This window comes from Bradyrhizobium barranii subsp. apii, from assembly GCF_011516635.5.
GTDB lineage: Bacteria > Pseudomonadota > Alphaproteobacteria > Rhizobiales > Xanthobacteraceae > Bradyrhizobium > Bradyrhizobium barranii.
The window spans coordinates 7721280-7746684 of sequence record NZ_CP096255.1; the positions used below are offsets into that span (position 1 = coordinate 7721280).

25 protein-coding genes are annotated in these 25405 nt (G+C 63.8%); 10 read left to right on the forward strand and 15 right to left on the reverse strand.

From position 1 onward, the window contains the following. Positions 1-218: 218 nt before the first annotated feature. The 3 genes from HAP41_RS37055 (at position 219) to HAP41_RS37065 (ending at position 3610) form a co-directional block, all read left to right on the forward strand. Positions 219-515 carry a co-chaperone GroES gene (locus HAP41_RS37055; protein ID WP_014491914.1) on the forward strand — a complete coding sequence of 99 codons (297 nt, stop codon included), beginning with the start codon at positions 219-221 and terminating at the stop codon, positions 513-515. Between the two features lie 108 nt (positions 516-623). Beyond that, complete coding sequence (gene groL / locus HAP41_RS37060) at positions 624-2255, forward strand: chaperonin GroEL (RefSeq protein ID WP_071909505.1); 1632 nt, start codon at positions 624-626, stop codon at positions 2253-2255. Positions 2256-2398: 143 nt separating this feature from the next. Beyond that, the gene (locus tag HAP41_RS37065) at positions 2399-3610 is read left to right on the forward strand and encodes a hypothetical protein (RefSeq protein ID WP_166083705.1); all 1212 of its coding nucleotides are present in this window, start codon (positions 2399-2401) and stop codon (positions 3608-3610) included. Between the two features lie 135 nt (positions 3611-3745). On the opposite strand, the gene HAP41_RS37070 is transcribed toward HAP41_RS37065, so the two are convergent. Together HAP41_RS37070 and HAP41_RS37075 are read right to left on the reverse strand one after the other, a co-directional pair. Continuing rightward, entirely contained in the window at positions 3746-4144 is a 399-nt protein-coding gene (locus HAP41_RS37070) for an META domain-containing protein (protein WP_063985629.1), read from the reverse strand. Between the two features lie 242 nt (positions 4145-4386). Continuing rightward, entirely contained in the window at positions 4387-6051 is a 1665-nt protein-coding gene (locus tag HAP41_RS37075) for an L-lactate permease (RefSeq protein WP_135214805.1), read from the reverse strand. A gap of 307 nt (positions 6052-6358) precedes the next feature. Here HAP41_RS37075 and HAP41_RS37080 point away from each other — a divergent pair, with 307 nt between their 5' ends. Next, entirely contained in the window at positions 6359-8122 is a 1764-nt protein-coding gene (locus tag HAP41_RS37080) for an ABC transporter ATP-binding protein/permease (RefSeq protein WP_166083700.1), read from the forward strand. Between the two features lie 258 nt (positions 8123-8380). On the opposite strand, the gene HAP41_RS37085 is transcribed toward HAP41_RS37080, so the two are convergent. The 4 genes from HAP41_RS37085 to HAP41_RS37100 form a co-directional block, all read right to left on the reverse strand. Then, complete coding sequence (locus HAP41_RS37085) at positions 8381-9412, reverse strand: TorF family putative porin (protein ID WP_071909500.1); 1032 nt, start codon at positions 9410-9412, stop codon at positions 8381-8383. Between the two features lie 449 nt (positions 9413-9861). Further along, positions 9862-10227: a histone gene (locus HAP41_RS37090; RefSeq protein WP_166083682.1), complete on the reverse strand. Its 366-nt coding sequence runs from the start codon at positions 10225-10227 to the stop codon at positions 9862-9864. A 68-nt stretch (positions 10228-10295) separates the two neighbouring features. Next, on the reverse strand, positions 10296-11618 hold the full coding sequence (glcF, locus tag HAP41_RS37095; RefSeq protein ID WP_166083672.1) for a glycolate oxidase subunit GlcF: 1323 nt from the start codon (positions 11616-11618) through the stop codon (positions 10296-10298). After that, a complete protein-coding gene (locus HAP41_RS37100) occupies positions 11615-12853 on the reverse strand; it encodes an FAD-binding protein (protein WP_166083665.1) in 1239 nt (412 codons plus the stop codon). The genes glcF and HAP41_RS37100 overlap by 4 nt, the downstream gene beginning before the upstream one ends. Before the next feature lie 381 nt (positions 12854-13234). Here HAP41_RS37100 and HAP41_RS37105 point away from each other — a divergent pair, with 381 nt between their 5' ends. Then, on the forward strand, positions 13235-13552 hold the full coding sequence (locus HAP41_RS37105; protein ID WP_224580641.1) for a putative quinol monooxygenase: 318 nt from the start codon (positions 13235-13237) through the stop codon (positions 13550-13552). Between the two features lie 45 nt (positions 13553-13597). Here the strand turns inward: HAP41_RS37105 and HAP41_RS37110 are convergent, their stop codons facing one another. Then, positions 13598-14761 (reverse strand): acyltransferase family protein, encoded by a 1164-nt coding sequence (locus tag HAP41_RS37110; RefSeq protein ID WP_166083651.1) that lies wholly within the window; start codon positions 14759-14761, stop codon positions 13598-13600. A gap of 27 nt (positions 14762-14788) precedes the next feature. Next, complete coding sequence (locus tag HAP41_RS37115; protein ID WP_166083642.1) at positions 14789-16282, reverse strand: FAD-linked oxidase C-terminal domain-containing protein; 1494 nt, start codon at positions 16280-16282, stop codon at positions 14789-14791. Between the two features lie 264 nt (positions 16283-16546). On the opposite strand from HAP41_RS37115, the gene cycA reads away from it, so the two are divergent. After that, entirely contained in the window at positions 16547-16942 is a 396-nt protein-coding gene (cycA, locus tag HAP41_RS37120) for a cytochrome c-550 CycA (protein ID WP_014491900.1), read from the forward strand. A gap of 118 nt (positions 16943-17060) precedes the next feature. On the opposite strand, the gene HAP41_RS37125 is transcribed toward cycA, so the two are convergent. Next, positions 17061-18017, reverse strand: a complete 957-nt coding sequence (locus tag HAP41_RS37125; protein ID WP_166083634.1) for an alpha/beta fold hydrolase — start codon at positions 18015-18017, stop codon at positions 17061-17063. Between the two features lie 329 nt (positions 18018-18346). Here HAP41_RS37125 and HAP41_RS37130 point away from each other — a divergent pair, with 329 nt between their 5' ends. Then, complete coding sequence (locus tag HAP41_RS37130) at positions 18347-18529, forward strand: hypothetical protein (RefSeq protein ID WP_063986707.1); 183 nt, start codon at positions 18347-18349, stop codon at positions 18527-18529. A gap of 7 nt (positions 18530-18536) precedes the next feature. Here HAP41_RS37130 and HAP41_RS37135 read toward each other — a convergent pair whose 3' ends face one another. The 3 genes from HAP41_RS37135 to ykgO form a co-directional block, all read right to left on the reverse strand. Then, positions 18537-18797, reverse strand: coding sequence for a hypothetical protein (locus tag HAP41_RS37135; protein WP_063986708.1), 261 nt, complete (start codon positions 18795-18797; stop codon positions 18537-18539). A 124-nt stretch (positions 18798-18921) separates the two neighbouring features. Further along, a complete protein-coding gene (locus HAP41_RS37140; protein WP_094184308.1) occupies positions 18922-19578 on the reverse strand; it encodes a tetratricopeptide repeat protein in 657 nt (218 codons plus the stop codon). Between the two features lie 107 nt (positions 19579-19685). Beyond that, a complete protein-coding gene (gene ykgO / locus HAP41_RS37145; protein ID WP_006611362.1) occupies positions 19686-19811 on the reverse strand; it encodes a type B 50S ribosomal protein L36 in 126 nt (41 codons plus the stop codon). 329 nt (positions 19812-20140) lie between these two features. On the opposite strand from ykgO, the gene HAP41_RS37150 reads away from it, so the two are divergent. Continuing rightward, positions 20141-21025, forward strand: coding sequence for an amidohydrolase family protein (locus HAP41_RS37150; RefSeq protein ID WP_028147972.1), 885 nt, complete (start codon positions 20141-20143; stop codon positions 21023-21025). Between the two features lie 98 nt (positions 21026-21123). Here the strand turns inward: HAP41_RS37150 and HAP41_RS37155 are convergent, their stop codons facing one another. The 3 genes from HAP41_RS37155 to HAP41_RS37165 are packed head-to-tail and all read right to left on the reverse strand — an operon-like array spanning position 21124 to position 22920. Further along, on the reverse strand, positions 21124-21621 hold the full coding sequence (locus HAP41_RS37155) for a GlcG/HbpS family heme-binding protein (RefSeq protein WP_071909493.1): 498 nt from the start codon (positions 21619-21621) through the stop codon (positions 21124-21126). A gap of 38 nt (positions 21622-21659) precedes the next feature. After that, positions 21660-22319, reverse strand: a complete 660-nt coding sequence (locus HAP41_RS37160; RefSeq protein WP_166083615.1) for a hypothetical protein — start codon at positions 22317-22319, stop codon at positions 21660-21662. Positions 22320-22323: 4 nt separating this feature from the next. Next, positions 22324-22920 carry a superoxide dismutase gene (locus HAP41_RS37165; RefSeq protein WP_166083605.1) on the reverse strand — a complete coding sequence of 199 codons (597 nt, stop codon included), beginning with the start codon at positions 22918-22920 and terminating at the stop codon, positions 22324-22326. A 312-nt stretch (positions 22921-23232) separates the two neighbouring features. On the opposite strand from HAP41_RS37165, the gene HAP41_RS37170 reads away from it, so the two are divergent. Continuing rightward, positions 23233-24093 carry a tyrosine-type recombinase/integrase gene (locus tag HAP41_RS37170; protein WP_029085027.1) on the forward strand — a complete coding sequence of 287 codons (861 nt, stop codon included), beginning with the start codon at positions 23233-23235 and terminating at the stop codon, positions 24091-24093. Positions 24094-24113: 20 nt separating this feature from the next. After that, positions 24114-25340: an IS91 family transposase gene (locus HAP41_RS37175; protein ID WP_166053869.1), complete on the forward strand. Its 1227-nt coding sequence runs from the start codon at positions 24114-24116 to the stop codon at positions 25338-25340. Positions 25341-25405 lie beyond the last annotated feature (65 nt).

Genomic DNA, 25405 nt, shown 5'->3' on the forward strand with positions numbered 1-25405 from the left:
CAATAAGTTTCTCTAGACACGATCCTATATCCGCCTCACCAATCGCTTAACCACCCTTGCTTGACAGGATCGCGGCCAAGCCATATTTCCGGGCGCACTATTAGCACTCGGAAAGCCCGATTGCTAAGCGCGCCGTTCGATCCTCGGCAAGAGGGTGGACGGACGCCGCCCCTATCCACTTCCATTCCTTCCGAAGCGAGCCTCCAAAGGGAAACGTCATGGCTAAATCCAAATTTCGTCCGCTGCATGACCGTGTCGTGGTCAAACGTATCGACGCCGAGGAAAAGACCAAGGGCGGCATCATCATTCCGGACACCGCCAAGGAAAAGCCGTCCCAGGGCGAGGTCGTCGCCGTCGGCCCCGGCGGCCGTGACGAGGCCGGCAAGCTGATCCCGATCGACCTCAAGGTCGGCGACCGCGTGCTGTTCGGCAAGTGGTCGGGCACCGAGGTCAAGATCGACAACGAAGAGCTCCTGATCATGAAGGAGTCGGACATCATGGGCGTCATGGCCTAAGGCCGTCAGCCTGAACAGCCGCTGAATGTCATGCCCGGATCGCGCGATCCGGGCATTCGGTCATTCCGCAAGCGGCGGACACATCACGAAACACGAGGGATTGAAGAAATGGCTGCCAAAGACGTCAAGTTTTCCGGAGACGCGCGCGAACGCATGCTGCGCGGCGTCGACATTCTCGCCAACGCCGTCAAGGTGACGCTCGGTCCGAAGGGCCGCAACGTCGTCATCGAGAAGAGCTTCGGCGCGCCCCGCATCACCAAGGACGGCGTCACCGTCGCCAAGGAGATCGAGCTCGAGGACAAGTTCGAGAACATGGGCGCGCAGATGCTGCGCGAAGTCGCCTCCAAGACCAACGACACCGCCGGCGACGGCACCACCACCGCGACCGTGCTGGCCCAGGCCATCGTGCGCGAAGGCGCCAAGGCGGTTGCCGCCGGCATGAACCCGATGGACCTCAAGCGCGGCATCGACACCGCGGTTACGGCTGTCATCAAGGACATCGAGAAGCGCGCCAAGCCGGTCGCCGCCTCCTCCGAGGTCGCCCAGGTCGGCACCATCTCGGCCAACGGCGATGCCGCCATCGGCAAGATGATCGCCCAGGCGATGCAGAAGGTCGGCAACGAGGGCGTCATCACCGTCGAGGAGAACAAGTCGCTCGACACCGAGGTCGACATCGTCGAGGGCATGAAGTTCGACCGCGGCTATCTGTCGCCCTACTTCGTCACCAACCCCGAGAAGATGACCGCCGAGTTCGAGGACGCCTACATCCTCCTGCACGAGAAGAAGCTGTCCGGCCTGCAGGCCATGCTGCCGGTGCTGGAAGCCGTGGTGCAGTCGGGCAAGCCGCTCGTCATCATCGCCGAGGACGTCGAGGGCGAGGCGCTGGCCACCCTGGTCGTCAACCGCCTGCGTGGCGGCCTGAAGGTCGCCGCCGTCAAGGCGCCGGGCTTCGGCGACCGCCGCAAGGCCATGCTCGAGGACCTCGCGATCCTCACCGGCGGCCAGCTCATCTCCGAGGACCTCGGCATGAAGCTCGAGAACGTCACGGTGAAGATGCTCGGCCGCGCCGGCAAGGTCGTGATCGACAAGGAGAACACCACGATCGTCAAGGGTGCCGGCAAGAAGCCGGAGATCGAGGCCCGCGTCGGCCAGATCAAGGCCCAGATCGAGGAGACCACCTCGGACTACGACCGTGAGAAGCTCCAGGAGCGTCTCGCCAAGCTCGCCGGCGGCGTCGCGGTGATCCGCGTCGGCGGCGCGACCGAGATCGAGGTCAAGGAGAAGAAGGACCGCGTCGAGGACGCGCTCAACGCCACCCGCGCCGCGGTGCAGGAAGGCATCGTCCCCGGCGGCGGCGTCGCGCTGCTGCGGGCCAAGAAGGCGGTGGGCCGTCTCACCAACGCCAATGCCGACGTCCAGGCCGGCATCAACATCGTGCTGAAGGCGCTGGAAGCCCCGATCCGCCAGATCTCCGAGAACGCGGGCGTGGAAGGCTCGATCGTGGTCGGCAAGATCCTGGAGAACAAGTCCGAGACCTTCGGCTTCGACGCCCAGAACGAGGATTATGTCGACATGGTCGAGAAGGGCATCATCGATCCCGCCAAGGTGGTCCGCACCGCGCTGCAGGACGCCTCGTCCGTGGCCGGCCTGCTGGTGACCACCGAGGCCATGGTCGCCGAAACGCCGAAGAAGGAAGCTCCGCCCGCCATGCCGGGCGGCGGCGGCATGGGCGGCTTCTAAGCCTCCGTTCCGTTACAATGTTGCGAAGGCCGCCTCCGGGCGGCCTTCTTTTTTGCCGACCCTGCCCCTTCTGCTTTCCAATTCAACCGGCGGCCAAAACCCACTACGGTGGCGCGCCGATTCGATTGCGCGAGGATTCATCGATGCGTGCGCTTCTGGTTTGTTCGACAGCCCTTTTGGCGGCCCTGCTTGCCGTCTCGCCCGATGTCGCATCGGCCCAGATGAAGCTGTCGCCGAAGGCCGCGGCGCCGGGCGGGACGGAGACCCGCTATTTCACCTCGATCGACGGCCTGATGGACGGCAATGCCGACGTGATCCTGAAGGAGACGCGGCAGGGCAAGACGGTGACGGCGGCCGTGCTCGACGTCTGCTATCCCGTCGCAAAGAATTCCGACCGCAAGGACCGCTTCGTCGTCAATCTCCAGGTCGCGGGCCAGAACCTGACGGGCACGACGCAGAGCCTCGGCGAGAAGGCGCCCGTCACCGTCAAGCTGCTGCGCAAACAGCCCGGCGACACGTTCGAGTTCCGCGGCCAGATCGCGATCGGCCAGGCCGTGACCGAGGTCACCTCGCCCGACAATTCCGATCTCAGCGAGAAGGAATTTCAGGACAACCAGACTTCCGACGACGGCATCACGCCGCAGCCGAAGGATTTCACCGACGTCTCGCCGGAAGCGATCGCGGTCAAGGTCAAGCTGGATGCGGCGACCGAGTTCCTGAAGAGCCTGAAGGGCCAGGACGTCGAGGTGACGCTGGCGAGCCTGACCGTCGGCTGCGACGCGTTGCGTGCCGGCGAGCAGACCATCAACATGTCGGTCGATCCGGAACGCGCCGGCGCGCTGCTGGCGAAGTTCAAGGCGATGCCCGGCGTCACCGCGGCGGGCTGGACCGCGGGCATGACCGAGATGGACCGCACCATCCGCTTTCCCGCGGCCGATTGGCGCGACGGCGACAAGATCAGCCGTGACAAGCTCGCCTCAGCCGTCGCCGGCGTGCTGGGCCGGACGCTTGCGGCAAAGCAGGTCTCGCACAGCTTCAACCCGGCCACCGGCAAGCTCAAGCTCGTCTTCAAGCGGCCGAACCAGGATTTTCCGGCACTCGAGCTCACCGACACGATCGAGGTTGCAGGCCTCATCTCGCCCGACAAGCCGGGCACGACCGACAAACTGATGCTCTGGATCGGCAGCCCCTCGACGACGACCGCCGATGAGAGCAGCGGCGCCAAGCTCAACCTCTCGGATGACGCGTCGGCCGACGAGGAAGGCGATCAGCCCGACGACAACGGCTCAGTCGAGGCGCTCGTGAAAGAGCTGAAGGGCCAGCGCTGGGACGCCGACAAGTCGGTGTGGAAGTAGGCGCAGACACCCACTCTCGCCGTCATCGCCCGGCTTGACCGGGCGATCCAGTACTCCGAGACAGTTGTGGTTGAATCGAGAGGCCGCGGCGTACTGGGTGCCCCGGTCAAGCCGGGGCACGACAGCGATCGCGCCTCAATTCCCCGTCGTGCGAAAGCGCAGCGGCTTGGGACCGATCAGTGTCAGTACGTCGCCCTGACGCTTCCAGGTCTCGACGCTGCTCAGCGACGCGACGAGTTCGTCGTCGGCCTGCGCCCTGGCCGGCGGGCAGGAACGGTCCTGGATCTGGCCGGGGACGAAGATCACGGTGTTGCCTGCGACCGAGAACTGGCCCTTGCCGCCCTTGCACCAGAGCTCCAGCACGACTTCGCCATTGTCGCCGATCTCGATGTTCGGAATCCGCTTCGAGCCCGGCTGCGGCAGGGCCTCCAGCGTCATCTCGGTACCGAACGGAAAACCGTCCTCTGCACGCGCGAGCGTGGACATCGCGAGCATTGCAACTGCCAAACACGCCATCTGCTTGAGCGAAACCATGAGACCTCTCGACCGACCTGATTTGCGGCACCTTCTATAAGACGGCGGCGCCGTTGAGAAGGTTCGCGGACGCTAAAGCGCGATGAGATTGGGACGAATCGTCATCGCGCTTCAGGTTGTTGTTTGAGCATGATCTTTTCGGAAGACCGCTTCGCACTTTTCCGGATAGTGCTTTAGATGCAAAAATCCCCGCAAGGCGGCGAAGCCCTGCGGGGATTTGCGTTGAGGCGAGGCGTGGCCTGCTACTTCAGCACCATCGCCGTGAACGGCCAGACATAGGCCTGCAACGTCACGAACAGGCCGACCAGAGAGGCCAGCACGATCGAGTGCCAGAACACGAAGCGCAGGATCGTGCCCTCATGGCCGTACCAGTTGGTGGCAGTGGAGGCGACCACGATCGATTGCGCGTCGATCATCTTGCCCATCACGCCGCCGGACGAGTTGGCCGCGGCCATCAGGATCGGCGACAGGCCGAGCTGCTCGGACGTGATCTTCTGGAGGTTTCCGAACAGCACGTTGGAGGCAGTGTCCGATCCCGTCAGCGCCACGCCGAGCCAGCCGAGCAGCGTGCCGAAGAAGGGATAGAGCACGCCGGTTGCGGCAAAGGCGAGGCCGAGCGTTGCGTCGACGCCGGAGAGCCGCGTCAGCGTGCCGATTGCGAGCATCGCCGAGATCGTGATCAGCGAGATCGCGCAGAGCCGTATGGTGCGGCCGTATTGGATCAGCAGCCTGCCGGGACCGACACCCATCAGGAAGCCTGAGATAATCGCCGCGATCAGCATGCCCGTGCCGGTGAAGGACAGGTAGGTGAAGCCGAACACCGCGCTCTCTTTGGTCGGCCCTGGCGCGACCGGCGGCATCTTGTTGATCATCTGATGCAGCTCGGGAACGGGATAGTTCCAGGTGAAGATCGAGTTCGCCCAGGTCTTGAAGCCGCCATTGCCCCAGACCAGCATCACGATGCAGACGATGATCCACGGCAGCAGCGCGCTGAACAGCTCGCTCTGCGTCAGCGGCGTCTTGTCGAGCGGCTTGGCCGCGGCCATGGTGGAGGCCGATTCATCGTTCCCGCGCAGCGCCGGCGACAACCAGAGCTGCCTGGGTTGCCAGACCTTCAGGAACAGGATCAGCGCGCCCATCGAGATCAGCGACGCCCCGATGTCGACGATCCAGGGATTGATGAAGTTCGAGATCACGAATTGCGGGACCGCGAACGACACGCCGGTGACGAGGATCGCCGGCCAGACGTCCTTCATGCCCTTCCAACCCGCAAACGCCCACACCACCCAGAACGGCACGATCAGAGAGAAGATCGGCAACTGCCGTCCGACCATCGCGCCGAGGATGTAGGGATCAAGCCCGGTGACCGAGGCAAGACCCTGGATCGGCGTGCCCAGCGCGCCAAAAGCGACCGGCGCGGTATTGGCGATCAGCGACAGGCCGGAGGCCGCGAGCGGCGAGAAGCCGAGCCCGATCAGCACGGCGCCCGTGATGGCGACCGGCGTGCCGAAGCCCGAGGCTCCCTCGAAGAACGCGCCGAAGGAGAACGCGATCAGCAGCAATTGCAGCCGCCGGTCCTCGGTGACGCCGCCGACCGCGCGCTTGAGCAGCTCGAAGCGCCCGGTGGTGACCGTCACCTGGTAGAGGAAGATGACGTTGAGAACGATCCAGCCGATCGGGAAGAAGCCGGTCACGATGCCGAGGATCGAGGCGCGGATCGACATGTTCGCCGGCATGGTGAACACGAAGATCGTGATCAGGTTGGCCACGATCACGGCGATGATTGCAGCAATATGGGCCTGGACGCGACCGCTCGCGATCAGGATCAGCAGCGTGACGACGGGTATTGCCGCCGCGATCGTCGACAGCACCGGGCTGTGCAGCGGGTCATAGACTTGATTCCACATGGTCTTCCTCCCCCACGCCTGTTGCGGCAGGCGGCCCGCGTGGACAGCCGAACCTGCTTGACGCTGGAAGCGATAACCCCCGAGCTGGACGCGAATTCCTCGCGGGTGCGGCGGTTCCCGTCCGCTCACAAGCCCGCGAAGTCCCGGAGGCCCCCGCCCCGCGCCGTTGTACCCATGCTAGGGTTGCAGGCTGCGACAAGCCAACGCAAATTGCTGAACTTGCGACTTTAGTCTAAGCGCTTTCTGCCGTTGCCACAGCCATTTGGCCTATGGGCGTTGTGCACATCCCCTCAGGAGACAGAGCTCTGTGAAGAACATCAGCGCCACGCTCGCGATCGTCTGGCGAATCGCCGCCCCCTATTTCCGATCGGAGGACAAGTGGGTCGGCCGCGGCCTGCTCGCCGCCGTGATCGCGATCGAGCTGGCGCTGGTCGCGATCGACGTGCTGGTGAACCAGTGGCAGAACCGGTTCTACAGCGCGCTCCAGAACAGCGACTGGGACGCCTTCGTCACGCAGATCTGGATCTTCATCGGCCTCGCCTTCACGGCGATCGCGCTGGCGGTCTACAAGCTGTACCTGAACCAGTGGCTCCAGATCCGCTGGCGGCAGTGGCTCACCCAACACTATCTCCGCGAATGGCTCGACGGCTCGACGCATTACCGCATGCAGCTCAAGGGCGATGCGGCCGACAACCCGGACCAGCGCATCACCGACGACGTCAAGAACTTCGTCGAGCAGACCCTGACGATCGGACTGGGCCTGCTCTCGTCGATCGTGACGCTGTTCTCCTTCGTGATCATCCTCTGGGGCCTGTCCAACGCCGCGCCGCTGCACCTGTTCGGCACCGATCTCATGATCCCCGGCTACCTGTGCTGGGGCGCGCTGATCTACGCGATCTTCGGCACCGCGTTGACGCACTGGATCGGCGCCCCGCTGGTCAATCTCAATTTCGAGCAACAGCGCTATGAGGCCGACTTCCGCTTCAACCTCGTCCGCGTCCGCGAGAATTCCGAGCAGATCGCGCTGCTCAAGGGCGAGGGTGCCGAACGCGGCGGTCTCTTCCGTCGCTTTGGCTTCGTGATCGGCAACTGGTACGCCATCATGAGCCGGACCAAGCGCCTCACCGCGTTCACGGCGAGCTATCAGCAGGCTGCCGTGATCTTTCCCTACGTGCTGGTGGCGCCAGCCTTCTTCGCCAAGAAGATCCAGCTCGGCGACATGATGCAGACGGCATCGGCCTTCTCGAGCGTCCAGGGTGCGCTGTCGTTCTTCGTGGTGGCCTACCGGGCGCTGGCGGAATGGCGCGCGATCGTCGCCCGTCTCGACGGCTTCGAGATGTCGGTGGCCTCGGCCGCACACCCACCGACGCATGAGCCGACCATCGGCCTTGCACCATCCGGCATCACGACGGCGATTGCGCTCAAGCAGCTGCTCGTGAAGCTACCGAACGGTGCGCCTCTGGTCGCAGCCGATGCCTTCACGATCCAACCGGCGGAGCGGGTCTTGGTGACCGGGCCGTCGGGCTCCGGCAAGTCGACGCTTTTCCGGGCCATCGCCGGCGTCTGGCCGTTCGGCACCGGCACCATCGCCATACCCGGGAAATCGAAGCTGATGATGCTACCGCAGCGCCCCTACTTCCCGATCGGCCCGCTAGGCGACGCGGTCATCTACCCGGCAGAACATGGCGCCGTCGCACCGGAGAAAATCCGGGACGCACTCATTGCGGTCGGCATGCCGAAGCTGGCCGAGCGACTCGACGAGGACGGTCATTGGAACAGGACGCTCTCGCTCGGCGAGCAGCAGCGCCTGGGGCTCGCGCGCGCCCTGCTGCACGTGCCGGATTATCTGTTCCTCGACGAGGCCACGGCGTCGCTGGACGAACCATCGGAAGCCCGGCTGTACCGGCTGCTGGCGGAGAAGCTGCCGCAGGCCACCATCGTCTCGATCGGCCACCGCTCGACGCTCGACGCCTTCCACACCCGCAAGGTGGCGTTGGTGAAGGACGGCGAGATCCACGTCCTCGGCAAGGACGGCGAGCCGGCCCAGGCGGAGCCGACCGCGGCGAGCTGAGGCGGCACAACCAAGCCTGAGGCTAGCCTCGACAGGACCTTCGTTGCAGCCATCCTTACGAGACGCCCGCCTCCGGCGGGCTCCTCAGGATGAGGCCTGTCTCGCGGCAAGATCCTAGACCCTCATGGTGGGGAGCGCCGCCCTTACGGCGCGTCTCGAACCAATGCAGGCCGAGCGCTCTCACAGACGACCCTACGCCCAAAGCAAAAGGGCGGCAGATTGCTCTGCCGCCCTCGTTAGGTCGTCTAGGGAAGAAACTTACTTCAGGTTGGTCATCGCCGTCAGGTCGACCGAGAGCTTGGCGACGCCGGCCGCGCTGCACCAGTTGGAGCCGAACGCCGTGGCCGCGTTCGCGCCGCCATTGATGGGCGTCACGAAACCGGGGCTGGAGTTGGTGGCCGAGAAGTCGCTGGTGAAGGCGTTGCAGTTACCCTTCGAGAGGTCGGTGTCGTAGTAGCGCAGATCGAGCGTGAACACCTTGTAGGTGAAGCCGACGCCGACGTTCCAGGTGTTGTAGCTCGGCTCCTTGATGCCGTTGGAATACAGCGGGTCGCCGGCGATGCCGTAGAAGATGTCGGACGTGCCGAGCCACTGACGGCCGAATTCACCCGACACATACATGCCGACGCCGCTGGCACCGAACGTGGTGCTCGGCGCGGTCCACTTGGCGGTGATCGAGGCGTAGTTGCCCCAGGCACCGAGGTTCAGGAAGTTCGGCGAATAGTACTCGTTGAAACCAACGACCCACTGGTCGTTGATGTTGAGATTCAGCTTGGCATAGACTTCGTAGAAGCTTGCGTCCTTCTTGGCGAAGTTGCCGTTGATCGGAAGGCCGATCGCGCCCTGCGAATTGTCGAGGCCGGTGCCGCAATTGCCCTGGGCGAGGGTGCCCTGCGAACCGAAGCAGCTTCCGCCCGGATAGAGGTAGCCCCAGATACCGAAGTCGAAGGCGAACATGCCGAAGGTCGGGCGGATACCGCCGTAGATGTCGACTTCAGCCGCGGCGCGGTTCGGGAACGAGATGCTCTCCGCGGACGCACCGACGTAGAGCTGGAGGTCCTTGTTGACGTTGTAGCGCGGCTCGAAATAGGCCGCGACCGACGGATTGTGGTTCGACTGAGTGACGCCGCGGAAGATGTAATCGCTCATGATGCCGGCGCCGAAGGCGACATCCCAGGGGTCAAAGGCGGGCGGCGGCGGGGCCTTCAGAGCCTTGACCGGCATGTCTGCCGCGAAAGCCGAACCCGTCACCATTGCCAGCGCCGTTGCCAACAAAGCCACTTTTTTCATTTCGATCCCCATCACCAGTTCTACCCAGTCGGTTTCCCGGAAGCCCCCCGGGCGTACGACGTGTCTGCAAAATTTCGTTACCGCGACAATCTGGATGGGAGGATGCGAACCGTGAAGCAAAAATCACGAGCATCTGCCGACTTTTTAGGCGTTCTGACGATTCTACAGAAGGTTGTCCGCCTGTGTTGCTTCTCGATCACATTATTTTCATTCCAAAGTGCACAGAGCCGCCCGGATTAATACGGGAGCCGCCGGTGCAGTGGTGCCTGTGCCACGAATCGGACTGACGCGAGAAACGACAACCGCCGAGACCATTGTGCCGATGCAAAAAGGCCGCAGCATCACCGCCGCGGCCTTCCTGTTGTCGGTCGTTGTCGTCGGGATGGACCCAGCCTTAGCCCTCACCTTGGACCTGACTTTGGGCCTCCCCTTGGACCCTACCTCGGGGCCTAACCTTGCTCCTCGGCCGGCGTCGGCTCCGCAGAAGACGAAGGCATCGCCCAGCTTGTCTCGGCGGCGGGCTCCGGAGCCGGAGCCGCCACCGGCGCTGAGGGCTTCGGCGCAGGAGCTGCCTTCGCCTTCTTCGGTGCCGCTTTCTTTGCGGCCTTCTTCGGTGCAGCCGGCTTGGCAGCCTTCTTGGCCGACTTCTTCGCAGCCTTCTTGGCGGCCTTCTTCGGGGCGGCCTTCCTGGCAGATTTCTTCGCAGACTTCTTGGCAGACTTTTTCGCGGACTTCTTGGCTGCCCTCTTCGCGGTCTTCTTCGCCGCTACAGCCTTCTTGGCCTTCTTGCTTTTTTTCTTCTTCGCTTTCGCCATCGTGGTCCTCCTGTTGCCGCCGAACAATGGTCGATCGGGCGTCTTCAGCCGTCACCTCCGGACGAAGGCTAGCTCGAGGCATTCAATGCCGGCCGCGACCCGCCCGTAGCCCAATCGAGAAGCTCAATCGTGTGTACGACCGGAACTGACGTGCCACTGGCAATCTGCACCATGCAGCCGATATTGCCCGCGGCAATCATGTCCGGCTTGACGCTTGCGATGTTGGCGACCTTGCGGTCGCGCAACCGGCCCGCAAGCTCGGGCTGGAGAATGTTGTAGGTCCCCGCCGAGCCGCAACACAAATGGCTCTCCGGCACATCTTTCACCACGAATCCATTCTTGGAAAGCAATTCTTTCGGAAGGCCCGTGATTTTCTGCCCGTGCTGCAACGAACACGCGGAGTGATAGGCGACGACGATGTTGTCCTGTCGCGTAGTGGTCGCGAGCTCGAGGCCGGCAACGAATTCGGTGATGTCCTTGGCGAGCGCGGACACCTGCGCTGCATCGGCGGCGAACGCCGTGTCCTCGCGCAGGAGATAGCCGTAGTCCTTGATCACCGTGCCGCAGCCGGAGGCCGTCACCAGGATGGCGTCGAGCCCCTCGCCGACCGCTTCCTTTCGCCACACCGCGACGTTGGCGCGGGCCCGCGCCAACGCATCCTGGTCGTTGCCCAGATGATGGGTCAGCGCGCCGCAGCACTGCTCGTCCCGGACCAGGACAACCTCGATGCCGTGGCGGGTGAGGAGGCTGATGGCGGCCTGGTTGATGCGCGGCGCCAGCACCTGCTGGGCACAGCCTTGCAGCAGCGCGACCCGGCCGCGCTTCTTGCCGAGTGCCGCGAACACGCTGCCGGGGAGCGGGCCCGGCGACGGCAGACGGTTCGGCGCCAGCGCCAGCATCGCCTTGAGGCGCTGGATCAGGCCGGGCGTCGCCGACGGCCGCGGCGTCGGCAGGAATACGGCAAGCGGACGGGCGAGCCGCGCCAGCCACATGCTGGTGCGGAAGAGCTGCGGATTCGGCAGGACAAAGGCCAGCACCTGGCGCAACAGCCGCTCGGTCAGCGGCCGCTGGTAGCGCTGTTCGATCCGGACCCGGGCCTGGTCGACGAGGTGCATGTAGTTCACCCCTGAGGGGCAGGTCGTCATGCAGGACAGACACGACAGGCAGCGGTCGATATGCTTGACCACCTCGGCCGTCGGGGCCTGGTCCTTCTCCAGCATCTCCTTGATCAGGTAGATGCGGCCGCGCGGGCTATCGAGCTCGTCGCCTAGCAGTACATAGGTCGGGCAGGTTGCAGTGCAGAAGCCGCAATGGACGCAGGCGCGCAGGATCTTGTCGGCTTCCGCGATGTCGGGGTCGGCGAGCTGCGCCAGTGAGAATTCGGTCTTCATGCCGCAGCGCCCCGCGTCAGCCGCCCCCGGTTGAGAATGGTTTTCGGATCGAAACTGGCGCGGACCCGATCGCTCAGCGCGGCAATGCCGGGCGCCTGCGGATGGAATACGTCGACACCGCGCCTGACGTCCTCGGCCGCCCGGATCAGCGTGGCGTGCCCGCCGACCGCATCGGCGCGCTGGCGCACGGCCGGGGCATGCGCATCGGCCTTAGGCGGCAGTGCGGCCCAGATCAGGCCGCCGCCCCAATCGTAGATGATGTCGCCGCCGGTCTCGCGCGCCAGCTGGGTCCCGAGCGCCGCGCCGGAAGCCGGCGGACAGACGATCCGCCACACCGGCCAGGCCCCAACTGCACCGCCGGCCGCGAACGGCAGGACGTCGCGGATCGTGGCCCACAATGCGGCAGACGCCGCATCCTCGACCAGCGTCGCGGTTCCGAACGGCGCCAGCAATTCGCGCAGCGAGCCGGCGCGGTGCGCGGCGGACGCCGTGATGCCCTCGAGCCGCAGCACGGTCAGCGCTTCGCCCTGGCTGGCGATGTCGCCCAGCCCGTCGGTCTTCGCCCGGAAGGCCGATTTCGGCAGATGCGCGGCGGCGGAGACGTCGAAGGGCGAGCCGAGCGCCGCGGTCATCGCCTTGTTGGCGACGGCATCGTCGAGCCCGCGCAGCAGCAGCGTCCGCTCCGCTTCGGGCTTCGGCATCACCTTGAGCGTCACCTCGGTCATCACCGACAGCGTGCCCCAGGACCCCGCCAGCAGCTTGCAGAGGTCGTAGCCGGTGACGTTCTTCACCACCTTGCCGCCGGTCTTGAAGCTGTCGCCGAAACCGGAGACGGCGTGCGCCCCGAGCAGGTGATCGCGCGCCCCGCCCGCCTTGATCCGCCGCGGACCGGCGAGACCGGCCGCGATCATGCCGCCGATGGTACCCAACGCGGGCGTGCCGAGCAGCGGCGCCGTATTCATCGGCTCGAAGGCGAATTGCTGGTTCTTGGCATCGATCAGCGACAGCACGTCGGCCAGCGGCGCGCCGGCCTGGAGCGTGACGATCAGCTCGTTGGGTTCGTAGGAGGTGACGGCATTCAGCGCGGAGAGGTCGAGCACGGCGTTGGTCGCCATCGTGTGGCCAATGCTGCGCTTGCTGCCATGACCGATGATCTCGAGCGGCTGCTCGTTGGCAATCGCCGCGCGCACCACCTCTTCGACGTCTTTGGCGTCTCTGACCCTGAGCGTATCCACGGGAAAAGGCGGTAGCGAAATTCGCCGCCAAAATCAAATGCGGCGTGACGCCGGCGATCAGCGCCGGTGCAGTCGGGGATCCCGCACGGGCGACCACAACGCTTCGATCATGATCGAAGCGTTCACGACATCGACACTTCGATCAGCGGCGAACCAAAGCCGGCAGCCCCTCGCTACAAGCTTGCGCCGATCGCGATCGAGGCCAACCGATGGAGACAAGCATGCGATCGACACATCAGCGGCTGGTGCCGCGCGTCCACGAAGCGTTCAGCCGCAGGTCGGTGATCCGGGCCTTCGGAGCCGTCCTGGCGATCTATCTCTCGCCATGGGCGGCGGCGTCATCTCAAGCCCAGCAGCAAGGAGCAAGGACCATGAACCACTATGCCACGCAGAAATCCCTCAGCGACGCCGTCGACGGCGGCGGCCTGCTCGTCGTCGCGCAATGGGAGACCAAGCCCGGCGAGGCCGACAAGGTCGCTCGACCGCTTCCTGCCGGAGGCGCAGCGCGAGGACGGCGTCAAGCTGTTCCTGATCTCGCGCGCCAAGGACAATCCGGCCCAGTTCCTGTTCTACGAGCTGTTCCGCGACGAGGCGGCTTTCAAGGCGCATCAGGAGAGCGCACATTTCAAGACCTGGATCGCCGGCGAAGCCCTGCCGCTGCTGGCGAAGCGGGAACGGGCTCAATACGCACTCATGTAAGCACCAGCTCGTACGCCGCGGTTCGATCCGGACCGCGGCATACGACTATATGATCGCGCGCAGCGGCGATCTGCGCAGGATCAGGGCCGAGACGGCCAAGCTGCCGATCGCGGCCAACATGGTCAGCAGGAGCGCCTTCGTGAGTGCGAAGAGCGGCAGTGCGTGCAGAAGCAGGGCAAAGCCGACCAGGATCGGCGGATGGATCAGGTAGACGCCGAAGGCGTTGTCCGAGAGCCATCTGGCGACCGGCCCTTGCGCGTCGAAATAGCGGCGGTAGACGGCCAGCATCAAGAGACCCATGCCGACGCAGACCAGCGCCTCCCACAGGCACTTCCCGGCACTGACGAAGTTGAAGCCGCCTGCATAGAGCGCGGTGTCACCCTGCAGGCCTCCCCCGAACAGCACGAGCGCTGCAAACAGCGGCACAGAGAGCGACAGCGCGAGCAGTCCCCAGCGGATACAGGAGCGCGCGGCAAGCCCAAGCATCCAATTGCCGCGATAGCCGACGGCGCCGGCTGCGAACATGAGAGCGTATTGCGGGAGATCGCCGGGGTGAACGTTGAGCACGGAGGTATCGGCGTGGATGGCAATGCGAACGGCGAAGGTGAGTGCCGCCATGGCCGCAACGAACAGAACAATCCCCGTGCCGCACAGCGCAACCTTGGGCTCCCGCCATCCAGTCTGGCGGATCAGGCCATAGAGGAGCGAGACCAGCAGCAGCACCGCGCAAAACCACATCGGTCCCGTCTCGGAAAGCCATTCGCCGTCCATCAGATGGGTCAGCCATTGATGGCCGAAACCGCCCTTGCCCCAAGTCCATGACAGAAAATACTGCGTCAGCGGGCCGATCACCAACATGTAGAGCAAAGTCGGCAAGCCGAGCCTGATCAGCCGATCACGCGCAAATTTCGAAAGTCCTTTCCGATCGAAGGCGCCGACGGCGAAATAGCCGGCGATGAAGAATAGCGCGGCCATGAAGAAGGCCTGGAGGAAGCTCTGATAGATGCCGAAGAAGAGGGCCGTGCCGAAGCCGGTCTCCCGCCGGTCGACATAGTACCAATTGCCGAACGGACTGTAGGTGTCGGCTGCGTGCATGCTCAGCACGAGAATGATCATCGACCAGCGGATGTTGTCGATGAACAGCAGGCGCGACTTCGCCAGCGGCCTGCCCGGCGCTTCTTTCGTCACACTGATCCGAACGTCCGCCATGTCGCCGCCATGCCGGGTATCCGACCGTCAGAACCGCGGAATGTCCGGGAATGCTACCTTGCCGGCATGCACATGCATGCGGCCGAGCTCGGCGCAGCGATGCAGGGTCGGAAACACCTTTCCGGGATTGAGCAGGCCCTGCGCGTCAAAAGCGCATTTCAGGCGCTGCTGCTGGTTGAGGTCGATCTCGGTGAACATCTCCGGCATCAGGTCGCGCTTCTCGATGCCGACGCCGTGCTCGCCGGTGAGCACGCCGCCGAACTCGACGCAGGCGCGCAGGATGTCGGCGCCGAAGGCTTCGGCGCGCTCGATCTCGCCGGGCTTGTTGGCATCGTAGAGGATCAGCGGATGCAGATTGCCGTCGCCGGCGTGGAACACGTTGGCGCAGCCGAGCTGGTATTTTTCCGACAGCTCGCGGATGCGCGCCAGCGCCTTCGGCAGCGCGCCGCGGGGAATCGTGCCGTCCATGCAGAGATAATCGGGCGAGATGCGGCCAACGGCCGGAAACGCGGCTTTGCGGCCGGCCCAGAACAAATTGCGCTCGGCTTCCGAGGTCGAGATCTGGCAGGTGGTCGAGCCGCAGGCATTCGCAATGGTCTCGACGCGCGTGATCAGCTCGTCGACCTCGATCTTGGGACCGTCGAGCTCGATGATGAGCAGCGCTTCGACATCGAGCGGATAGCCGGCATGAACGAAGGCCTCGGCGGCGTGGATCGCCGGCTTGTCCATCATCTCCATGCCGCCGGGAATGATGCCGGCGCCGATGATGCGCGCCACGCATTCGCCGGCCGCCTCGACCTGCGCGAAGCCGACCATCAGCGCCCGCGCCGTCTCCGGCTTTTGCAGGATGCGCACCGTGATTTCGGTGATGACCCCGAGCAGCCCTTCCGAGCCGGTGATGACGCCCATCAGGTCGTAGCCCGAATTCTCCGCCGACTTGCCGCCGATGCGCAGGATCTCGCCGCTCATCAGGACAATCTCGCAACCGAGCACGTTGTTGGTGGTCATGCCGTATTTCAGGCAGTGCACGCCGCCGGAATTCTCCGCGACATTGCCGCCGATCGAGCATGCGATCTGCGAGGACGGATCGGGGGCGTAGTAGAAGCCGGCATGCGCGACCGCCTGGCTGATGGCGAGATTGGTGACGCCGGGCTCGGTGACGACGACGCGGTTGTCGAAATCGATCTCGCGGATCCGCTTGAACTTGCCGAGGCCGAGCAGCACGCCATCTTCCAGCGGCAGCGCGCCCCCGGACAGCGAAGTGCCGGAGCCGCGCGGAACCACCTTGATCCCCTGCCCGGCACAATATTTCAGGACGAGCGAGACCTGCTCGGTGGTGTCGGGCAGCACCACGACCATCGGCGGTTGCCGATAGGCCGTCAGCCCGTCGGATTCGTAGGCCCGCATCTCGGAGGCGCTGTCGATCACGCCCTCGCCGGGCACGATTGCGCGCAATGCAGCCACGATCTCAGCGCGGCGCGCCAGCACGGTCTGGTCGCTCGCGGGCATCATGATGGCCATAACATATCCTTCCGACTCGTAGCCCACGATCAAATTGTCGCGGCAAATCAACCACGTCCGCGCCTGTTTGGGTAGGCCATCCGAAAGTCGGAGCGGCCATCTTCAGCGAGTTCGCTCTGGGACAAGTAGGGCAGCATGAAACCTGTCATGGTTTCGCGGCTTGTCCAAGCCGGGCGGGCCTGCCAAAACCGGCGGGTCCGTCGTTTGCCGACCAGGCAAGACCGACCAGCCTAGACCCACCAGGGAAGAGACGAAGAGCACCCGATGACAAAACTGACTTTTGGCGCACTGATGATCCTCACCGTGACTGCCACCGCACCCGCCGCGATGGCGCAGGATGTTGCGGCCGGCAAATCGTCGTTCAACAAATGCCTGGCCTGCCACGCCATCGGCGAAGGCGCCAAGAACAAGGTCGGCCCCGAGCTCAACGGCCTCAACGGCCGCAAGTCAGGCACCGCGCCGGACTACAATTATTCGGATGCGAACAAGAATTCCGGCATCACCTGGGATGAAGCCACGTTCAAGGAATACATCAAGGACCCCAAGGCCAAGATCCCCGGCACCAAGATGGCGTTCGCGGGCATCAAGAACGAGAACGAGATCAACAATCTCTGGGCCTTCGTCGCGCAGTTCGACAAGGACGGGAAAATCAAGCAGTAAGCGCGTCAACGGCGGCCGCCCGAGCTTCGGTTCTGATTGAGTCAGAACCGAAGCTCGGGCTTCTTGTTTTGACGCATTTTCTTCACGCGAACCGGTATCCACTTCGCTCTAAAACGCTTTAATCGGCGGCCGCCTGCGCCGGGGCGATTTTCCCGATCATCGTCTCGATCTCCGTCTTCACCAGATCCGGCACAGCGTTCTGCACCATGTGGCCGAGATCGGGCAGCACGATCAGCTTGGCACCCGGCACCATCGCGGCGAAGGGACGCGCGTGGATGGCGGTCTTCACCGTCTTGTCGGGCTCGCCAGCGATGATCGTGACCGGTGCCTTGATCTCGCCATAACGCGCAGCCTGCGCCGTCACCGCTTCCTTCAGCGTCACCAGGTCGTAGGCATTGGCGATAAACTCGCGCGGGCGCAGCAATAGCGGCGTCGCGGAGTCCTGCACGAAGCCGTCCGGCATGATTTGCGGCAGGAAGACGCTGCGCGCGCCGGCCTCGGCAACGAAATACCCCATCGGCAGCGTGATGGTGTAGGCGAGCAGCGGGCCGATCACCGGCGTTGCGACGATCTCGTTGTAGCGGCCGACGCCGCCGCGCCAGGGGTGGGTCACCGGCGCCAGCATGACGAGGCCGGCGACACGGCCGGGATGATCGAGCGCGATCCGCGCGCCGAGCGCACCGCTCCAGGAATGCACGACGAAGACCGCGCGATCGATCCCGAGCTTACGAAGCGCCTCGTCAATCATCCGGGCCTGGATCTGCGGCGTCGAATCCCGCCGCCGCATCCGCGGGCTCCAGCCGTGACCGGGACGGTCGATCAAAATGACGCGATGGTCTTTGGCCAGGAGGTCGCCGAGCGGACGCCGCATCGCTTCGAGATTGGAGCTCGCGCCATGCAGCATCACGATCGGCATGCCTGAACCGCGCGGACCGATATCGACGACATGAAGCACAGCGCCGTCGACCTCGACCATCCGGCCCTGAGGCGGAAAGGCGCGTTGCACGGCGAGGACGCCGGCCTGCGTGGCCAGCGCCAGCAGCACCAGCGCGGTCACGACTGACATCACGATCATGGAGAGAATCCGGACGATCCAGGGCACCTGGCAGTTACGAGACTAGCGGGCGGCAGTTTCGCTCCGTGGAACCCGGCGCTCCACTTGAAAAGCCGGGGCTGTGGATATGTGCATAATTCGAGTATGAAAAAAGGCAGCAAAATCAATGGCATTCCCCGCAGCGCGCAAGCCTCGGACCAGCTTCATGCAGTCGTCATCGCGGCTTCCATATAATCGCCACGGTCGGTTCCGCCATCTAGGCGCGGGTGGGCGCCGATCCTCCTCGCAAACTCCAAGGGGATGCGGGAAAGGCCGGCAGGATTTGTCCTGATTTGAACCGGAGAATGTCGATGAGCTTCAGATCCAAAGACACTGCGATCGACGAGATCGTGGCGAGCTGCAACGGTGACCTGCGCGGTGCAGTGCGGGCACTGCTTCTGATCAACGAGCATCTCGAGACGGAGCTTGCAAAGGCTTACGCCGCGGCCGCCGATCACGGCCTTGTCGAGCGCGCCGGTAGCGTCCTGCACTAAGTGCAGGCTAGTTCGTTCCGTCCTCGTCCTTTTCCTCGTCGGGTGTGACCGCAGGGCAGGCGCGGATCGTCGAACGGGCAAGCTTGGCATCGGCCCTGGACGTGTAGGGACCGTCGCCGAACCAGATGTCGCCGATGATCACGGGATTGCTGGTTACGATGTTGCATTTGCCGGTGGCGCGATTGCCGACCACCCAGAACAAGCCGTCGGCGAGGCTCATCGAGCCCGACGCGAGCAGCAATACACCTGCAAAGATCAAACGCTTCATGGCCGTGCTCCTGCCATGCAGGTAGGCCTGCGCGCGCTTCAACAATACCCCTGAGAACGCCGCACGTGTGATCGTGGTTAATCCGCGCACGCCGCAATCACTCGGGAAATGATCAACTTGTCCGCTAGATGTCGCGGCCTTCGACCTTCTCGGTCAGCGCCTTGACCTGCTCGGGGATCTTCTCGAGGTGCGGATTGACGGCCAGCGCCTTGCGGTAGGCCTCGAGCGCACGTTTCTCGTCACCGACCTCCTGCATGATCATGCCGAGGCCTGCGAGCGCGCCGAAATGGCGAGGCTCCCGGATCAGCACCTCGCGGATGTCGGCAAGCGAGCGGCCGTAGTCATTCTGCATGTAGTAGAGCGTGGCGCGCCGGTTCCAGGCCTCGATGTAGTCGGGCCTGAGCTTGATGACCGAATCCAGCAGCTTGATCGCGATGTCGATCTTCTGCGCGTCGACCGCAGTCTTGGCCCGCGCCATCAACAGCGATGCGGTGTCGCTCGGGGTCTGGATCCAGATCGCCCAGATCCGCGCCTCAACATGCTTGGCGCTGGCCTCGTCGGGCGCGGCCTTCAGCGCGCCGAACAGGAAATCGAGATTCTTGCTGCGGTCGACCTTGGGCAGCTTGGCCGGCGCCTCCGGCAGCTTCTTCTGTTCCTTGCCGGGAGGGGCAGGCAGCTCTTTCTGCGCCAGGGCTGGCGTAAGGCCAGTGGCGCCCAGCACAAGGGCCAGACACAGGGTGCGCGCGAAAGGGAAGCTCACTGCCAGGAATCTCACTGCCATGCGCAAAGTCTAAACGCGCAAAGCCGCCCTTGCAAAGCAAAGGCGGCGTCAAAGTCGTGTGAGCCGTGGTCTTGCGGGGCGCGCGTGAGGCGACCGCGAGGGCAATATCAGCCCTGGCGAGCCTTGAAGCGGCGCTGCACCTTGTTGATCACGTAGACCCGGCCCTTGCGGCGGACCAGGCGGTTGGCGCGATGGCGACCGCGCAGCGACTTCAACGAGTTACGGACCTTCATGGCAGAATCCTGAACGTTCGAAAGGCCGTGTTCGGCACTACCGTTTCGGCACGCGCGAATGTGGCAAAATGAGATCTTTCCCGCTGGCGGACCGACCGCCCGGGACGGGGCGGTTCTTAAGGCATGGGAGGACCGGATGTCAATGTTAACTGCCCGGTTCCGGACCAGCAAATTCTGGAAAACAACCCCATGCAAAGTAGAAAGCAAGTAGAAACGGCCGGATCGGCCCGATCTACGCATTTGTCGACATGGGGCTTCGCTTCGACGACGTGCCTTGCCAAATTCGTTATATCATATAATCAATTCGTCAACCCGTCGGGAGGAAACCAATGCCGAAGCTGAAGCTGCCCAACATCGACGATGTCGTCGCCATCGACATCCACACCCACGCCGAGGAGCCCTGCGGCACCCATCCCGACGACGGCTATGACGATTTCCAGGCGCAGATGGCGGACTATTTCAAGTCGCCGCACAAGCATCCGCCGACCGTGCCGGAGACCGCGGCCTACTACCGCTCCAAGAATATCGCCGCGGTGATCTTTCCGGTCGATGCCGAGCGCGAGACCGGCTTCCGCCGCTACAAAAATGAGGAGATGCTGGAGATCGCCTCCGACCATCTCGACGTCCTCATCCCCTTCGTCTCGATCGACCCGCACAAGGGCAAGCTCGGCGTGCGCGAGGCGCGCAAGCTGATCGAGGAATACGGCGTCCGCGGCTTCAAATTCCATCCGACCATGCAGGGCTTTTACGCCAACGACCGCATGGCCTATCCGCTCTACGAAGAGATCAACAATGGCGGCGCGATCGCGCTGTTCCACACCGGCCAGACCGGTGTCGGCTCGGGCATGCCCGGCGGGATGGGCATGCGGCTGAAATATTCCAACCCGATGTACATGGACGACGTCGCGGCTGACTTCCCCGACCTCAAGATCATCCTCGCCCACCCCTCCTTCCCCTGGCAGGAGGAAGCGCTGTCGGTCGCGACTCACAAGCCGAACGTCTACATTGACCTCTCGGGCTGGTCGCCAAAGTATTTCCCGCCGATCCTGGTGCGCTATATCAACTCGATCCTTCAGGACAAGATGCTGTTCGGCTCGGACTGGCCGGTGATCACGCCGGACCGCTGGCTGTCGGACTTCGCCAAGATCGAGATCCGCGACGAGATCCGGCCGAAGGTGCTGAAGGCCAACGCGCGCAGGCTGCTGGGGATCTAGCCGCGTACTCATCGCCACGGCGCATTGAGGGCTTCGACCGGTTGCCGAAGCCCTCACGCTCAAGCGCTCAAGGCCTCGCTGAGGCGGGCAAGGCGGCCCTAAAACTCCAGCTTGTCGCGTATAGCGTCGATTCCGGCCCTGGCGCAGGCTTCGTCAGCATCACCGCCGGGCGCCCCAGACACACCGACGGCTCCGACCAGCGAACCGCCCGCTTCGACAATCAATCCGCCACCTATAATGACCGTGCCGGGGAGATTGCGGATACCGGCCTGCATCATGCCAGGTTGGCTGACGGCATTCAGTTCGGTGGTGCTGGTACGGAATGTTGCTGCGGTCCACGCCTTGCCCGAGGCCGTTGAAACGGTGTGAGCACCTGCGAACCTGTCACGAAGGATCACCTGTGTCCCCCCGAAGCGATCGACGACCGCGACGGCGACCTGATACCCGCGTGATCGGCAGTCACCAAGCGATGCCCGGGCCAGATCAAGCGCCAGCTCGGGACTCAGGGATTTGTAGGTCGCGAGCGGCTCCTGCGCCATTGCCGGGTGCGCGAGCATCAACAGGACGGTGGCCGCAAGCAGGGTTCGAGCGAGCATGGTTTCTCCGACGTGAGCGGGTCGACGCCGATGTTAACCTAGTTCAGCGCACCGTATGTCAGGTCGTCGAATACGGTGACACTGTCGGCCTTGGTCCACAAGCCGATCATGCCGGCGTCCCTGATCGATTCGTCCTCGACCTCGAACATCGGCTTGCCGTCATACGTCACCTTGAATAGCTTTCCCGCGAATTCGCAACGTAGGGAATGCCATTGACCTGACGGCACCGATACCTTGACGCCATAGCCGCCCTTCCGGCCGACAATATCGAGCGCGCTGCGAACACCCTTGATCGTCTTGTAGAGCACAACATTGTCTTCAAGCGCGTTGGCCCGCACGACATAGTAATTGTCGGCATCCTTTACGCGCCAGACAATACCGGCCGCACGATCCTCGGAGCCTGCGATCGCCTTGAACTTGACCTCGACGAACCCGTCTAGGATGCTGGTGCCGCTCCTGAGCGCCACTGGAAACGTCGCCTGACCGGATTGTTTCAGGACGTTCGGCTTGCTTGGCGCCGTAGACTCCACCTCGACCGTCCATTTGGGCTGGCCACGACCCGTCATCGTCAGAGTCCAGCCTTCGGGCGCTGCGCCGGTTGCTGCGTTGTCAAAATTTACAGTTTCTGCCATCGCGTTTCCTTCCACCAACAATAGGAACAACGCCGCCCCCAAGAGCGCTACGCTCGTTTTTTGCACGGCTCTAAGCTTCCCGCCTGTATTGATCGTACAGTGTTGCAGCGTTGTCCCATTTGATCGCTTCCATATAGATGTCGACATATTTCGCGGCCGCGGCGCCATAATCCATGTGATAGGCGTGCTCATACATGTCGAGCACCAGTACTGGGCGTCCGCCGGCCAGCGTCGTCGTGTGGTCGGCGGCCCACTGATTGACCAGCCGCTTGTCGCGCGGCGAGTAAGAAAGAATCACCCAGCCGGAGCCGCCGCCTTCGGCCTTGCCCATGGCGGAGAACTCCGCGCGCCACCGCTCCGTGCTGCCGAAATCGCGCGCGATCGCGTCGGCAAGTGGTGTGCTCGGCTTGCCGGCACCGCCGAGCCCGTCGAAATAGATTTCGTGGAGGATCATCGAGTTTGACGCGACGAGTTCCTCGCGCTTCAGGCCGTTGATGACGAAGTTCGGAGCTTTCGCGAAGTCGAGCTCGGCGAGTTGCGTTCCGATTGCGTTGAGTCGCTTTACGGCACCGACATAGTTGTTCTCGTAGTGGCTGACGAGCACCTTCTCCGAGATGCCGGCAATGGATTTCGGATCGAACGGCATCGGCTTGGGCTGGTATGTCATTGGCCTGGCTCCTGTTGGCTGATTGGCTTGCGCAAGGGCTTGCGTCCCCGCGAGTATTGCGGTCGATGCCGCGGCGGCCCCCACGCCCCTGATGAAGTCTCGGCGGTCGGTATTCGTCGTCATGGAGTCCTCCACGTCATCGTCGTCCCCGACTCGCCCCGTGTGCTCGCTAGAGCATTTTCCGACCGGAAAGAATCGGGTGGGGATTGAACGAAGCCGCTGCCGCGGCGTAGGGGGCAAGGTGGCATAGATCGCCTCCTGGCTGAGAGGATGTGGGTGTTGGAGCCCACCCCCTCAGACAGGAGTATCGAGATGGCCGATTTGAGCCCTCTTCGCCGCCGCATGATCGAAGACATGACCGTCCGCAATCTGTCGCCGGCGACGCAAAGATCCTACATCAGCGCGGTTTCGAAGTTCAGCCGCTATTTTGGCCGATCGCCTGACCGGTTAGAGCTGGAAGACGTCCGCGCCTTCCAGGTGCATTTGGTCTCGACCGGCATCTCATGGCCGGCGCTGAACCAGATCGTCTGTGCGCTACGGTTTTTCTACGGCGTCACGCTCGGCGAGGCGCTCATCCCAGAGCGCATTCCCTATGCGCGAGAACCGCGCAAGCTGCCGGTCGTTCTCAGCGCCGACGAAGTGGTTCAGTTTCTTGAAGCGGTATCGAGCCTGAAGAGCCGCGCCGCGCTCACCACCGCCTATGCGGCCGGGCTCAGGGCCTCGGAGGTTGCGGGACTGCGGATCGAAGACATCGACAGCGCCCGCGGCGTCATCCAGGTGCGCCACGGCAAGGGCGCGAAGGATCGCAACGTGATGCTGTCGCCCCAGCTGCTGGGCATCCTGCGCACCTACTGGCGGCTCGCCCGGCCGCGGCTTTATCTGTTCCCTGGTCGTGACGAAGATCATCCGATCGATCAGACCGTGCTGCATGCCGCCTGCCGGTCGGCGGTGAAGGCTGCGGGCCTGACCAAGCGCGTCACGCTGCACACGCTGCGCCACAGCTTCGCGACACATCTTCTCGAGAACGGAACCGATATCCGGATCATCCAGGTCTTGCTCGGGCACAATAATTTGTCGTCGACAGCGCGCTACACGCAGGTCGCCACCGATACGATCCGAGCGACGCAGAGCCCGCTCGATCGCCTGTCGCTGGAGGTGACGCCACCTGGATGACCCGCAGCGGGATGCGGGTCATGACCCGCTCCGACATCCGCTCCAACAGGCCCGCCATCGAGATTGCCGATATTCTGCGCCGGCATGGCGACGCCTATCGCCGTGTACATGCCGGTCATCTGGGGCGGGTCGAGCGGCGCGTGATGAGCGCGATCGTTGCGTGCCGGACCGAGGCGCTCGGCGGCCACATGCAGGCTTGCGACGACTGCGGCACGACACGCGTTGCCTATAATTCCTGCCGCAATCGGCACTGTCCGAAGTGTCAGGGGAGAGCCCGAGCCGCGTGGCTCGCCGCGCGTCAAGCCGACCTGCTTCCGGTTCCCTATTTCCACGTCGTCTTTACACTTCCCGCACCGATCGCCGCGATCGCTTTCCAGAACAAGGCCGTCGTCTATGCCATCCTGTTCAAGGCTGCCGCCGAGGCGATGACGACGCTCGCCGCCAATCCACGCCGGCTCGGCGGTGCGATCGGCGGCGTCGCCGTCCTCCACACCTGGGGACAGACGCTGATGCATCATCCCCACGTCCATTGCGTCGTTCCGGGTGGCGGCCTCTCGCCCGATGGCGCGCGCTGGACCGCTTGCCGACCGAACTTCTTCCTGGCCGTCAAACCGTTGTCCAGACTATTTCGCACACTTTTTCTCAAACGTCTGTCGGCAGCCTTCAACTCCGGTGCCTTGCGTTTCTTCGGCGATCTCGGAGCTCTGGCCGAGCCGGCTGCCTTTGCGGCCCACCTCGACGCCATGCGACGCATCAACTGGGTTGTTTACGCCAAGCGGCCCTTCGGCGGACCCGCACAGGTCCTGGCCTATCTCGGCCGCTACACCCATCGCGTCGCGATCGCCAACAGCCGGCTCGTCGCACTCGACGACGATCATGTCGCCTTCTCATGGAAGGACTATCGCCAAAACAGCGCGACAAAGATCATGAATCTCAAGCCCGATGAGTTCATTCGCCGTTTCCTGCTTCATACGCCGCCTGACGGCTTCCACCGCATCCGCCACTTCGGCTTCATGGCCAACCGCCATCGCGCTGCCAAGCTCGCCCTTTGCCGCGAACTTCTCGATCATGAGCGAACAGCCCCAAACGATGGCCAGCCGTCGCCTGTGGATTCGGAGGCTCAAACCTGGGCCGAGGTTCCTGCCTGTCCCGATTGTGGTGGCGTCATGCGCATCATTGAGCGCTTTCGACATAGCTTCAGACGCCCCAGCCCTCGAACATCACCGTTCCGATGCGACACATCGTGAGCCAAGTCATGTCGTGCACGACGATCATCATTCGTCATTTCGCTCCCAGCGTCTCGATCATCGCG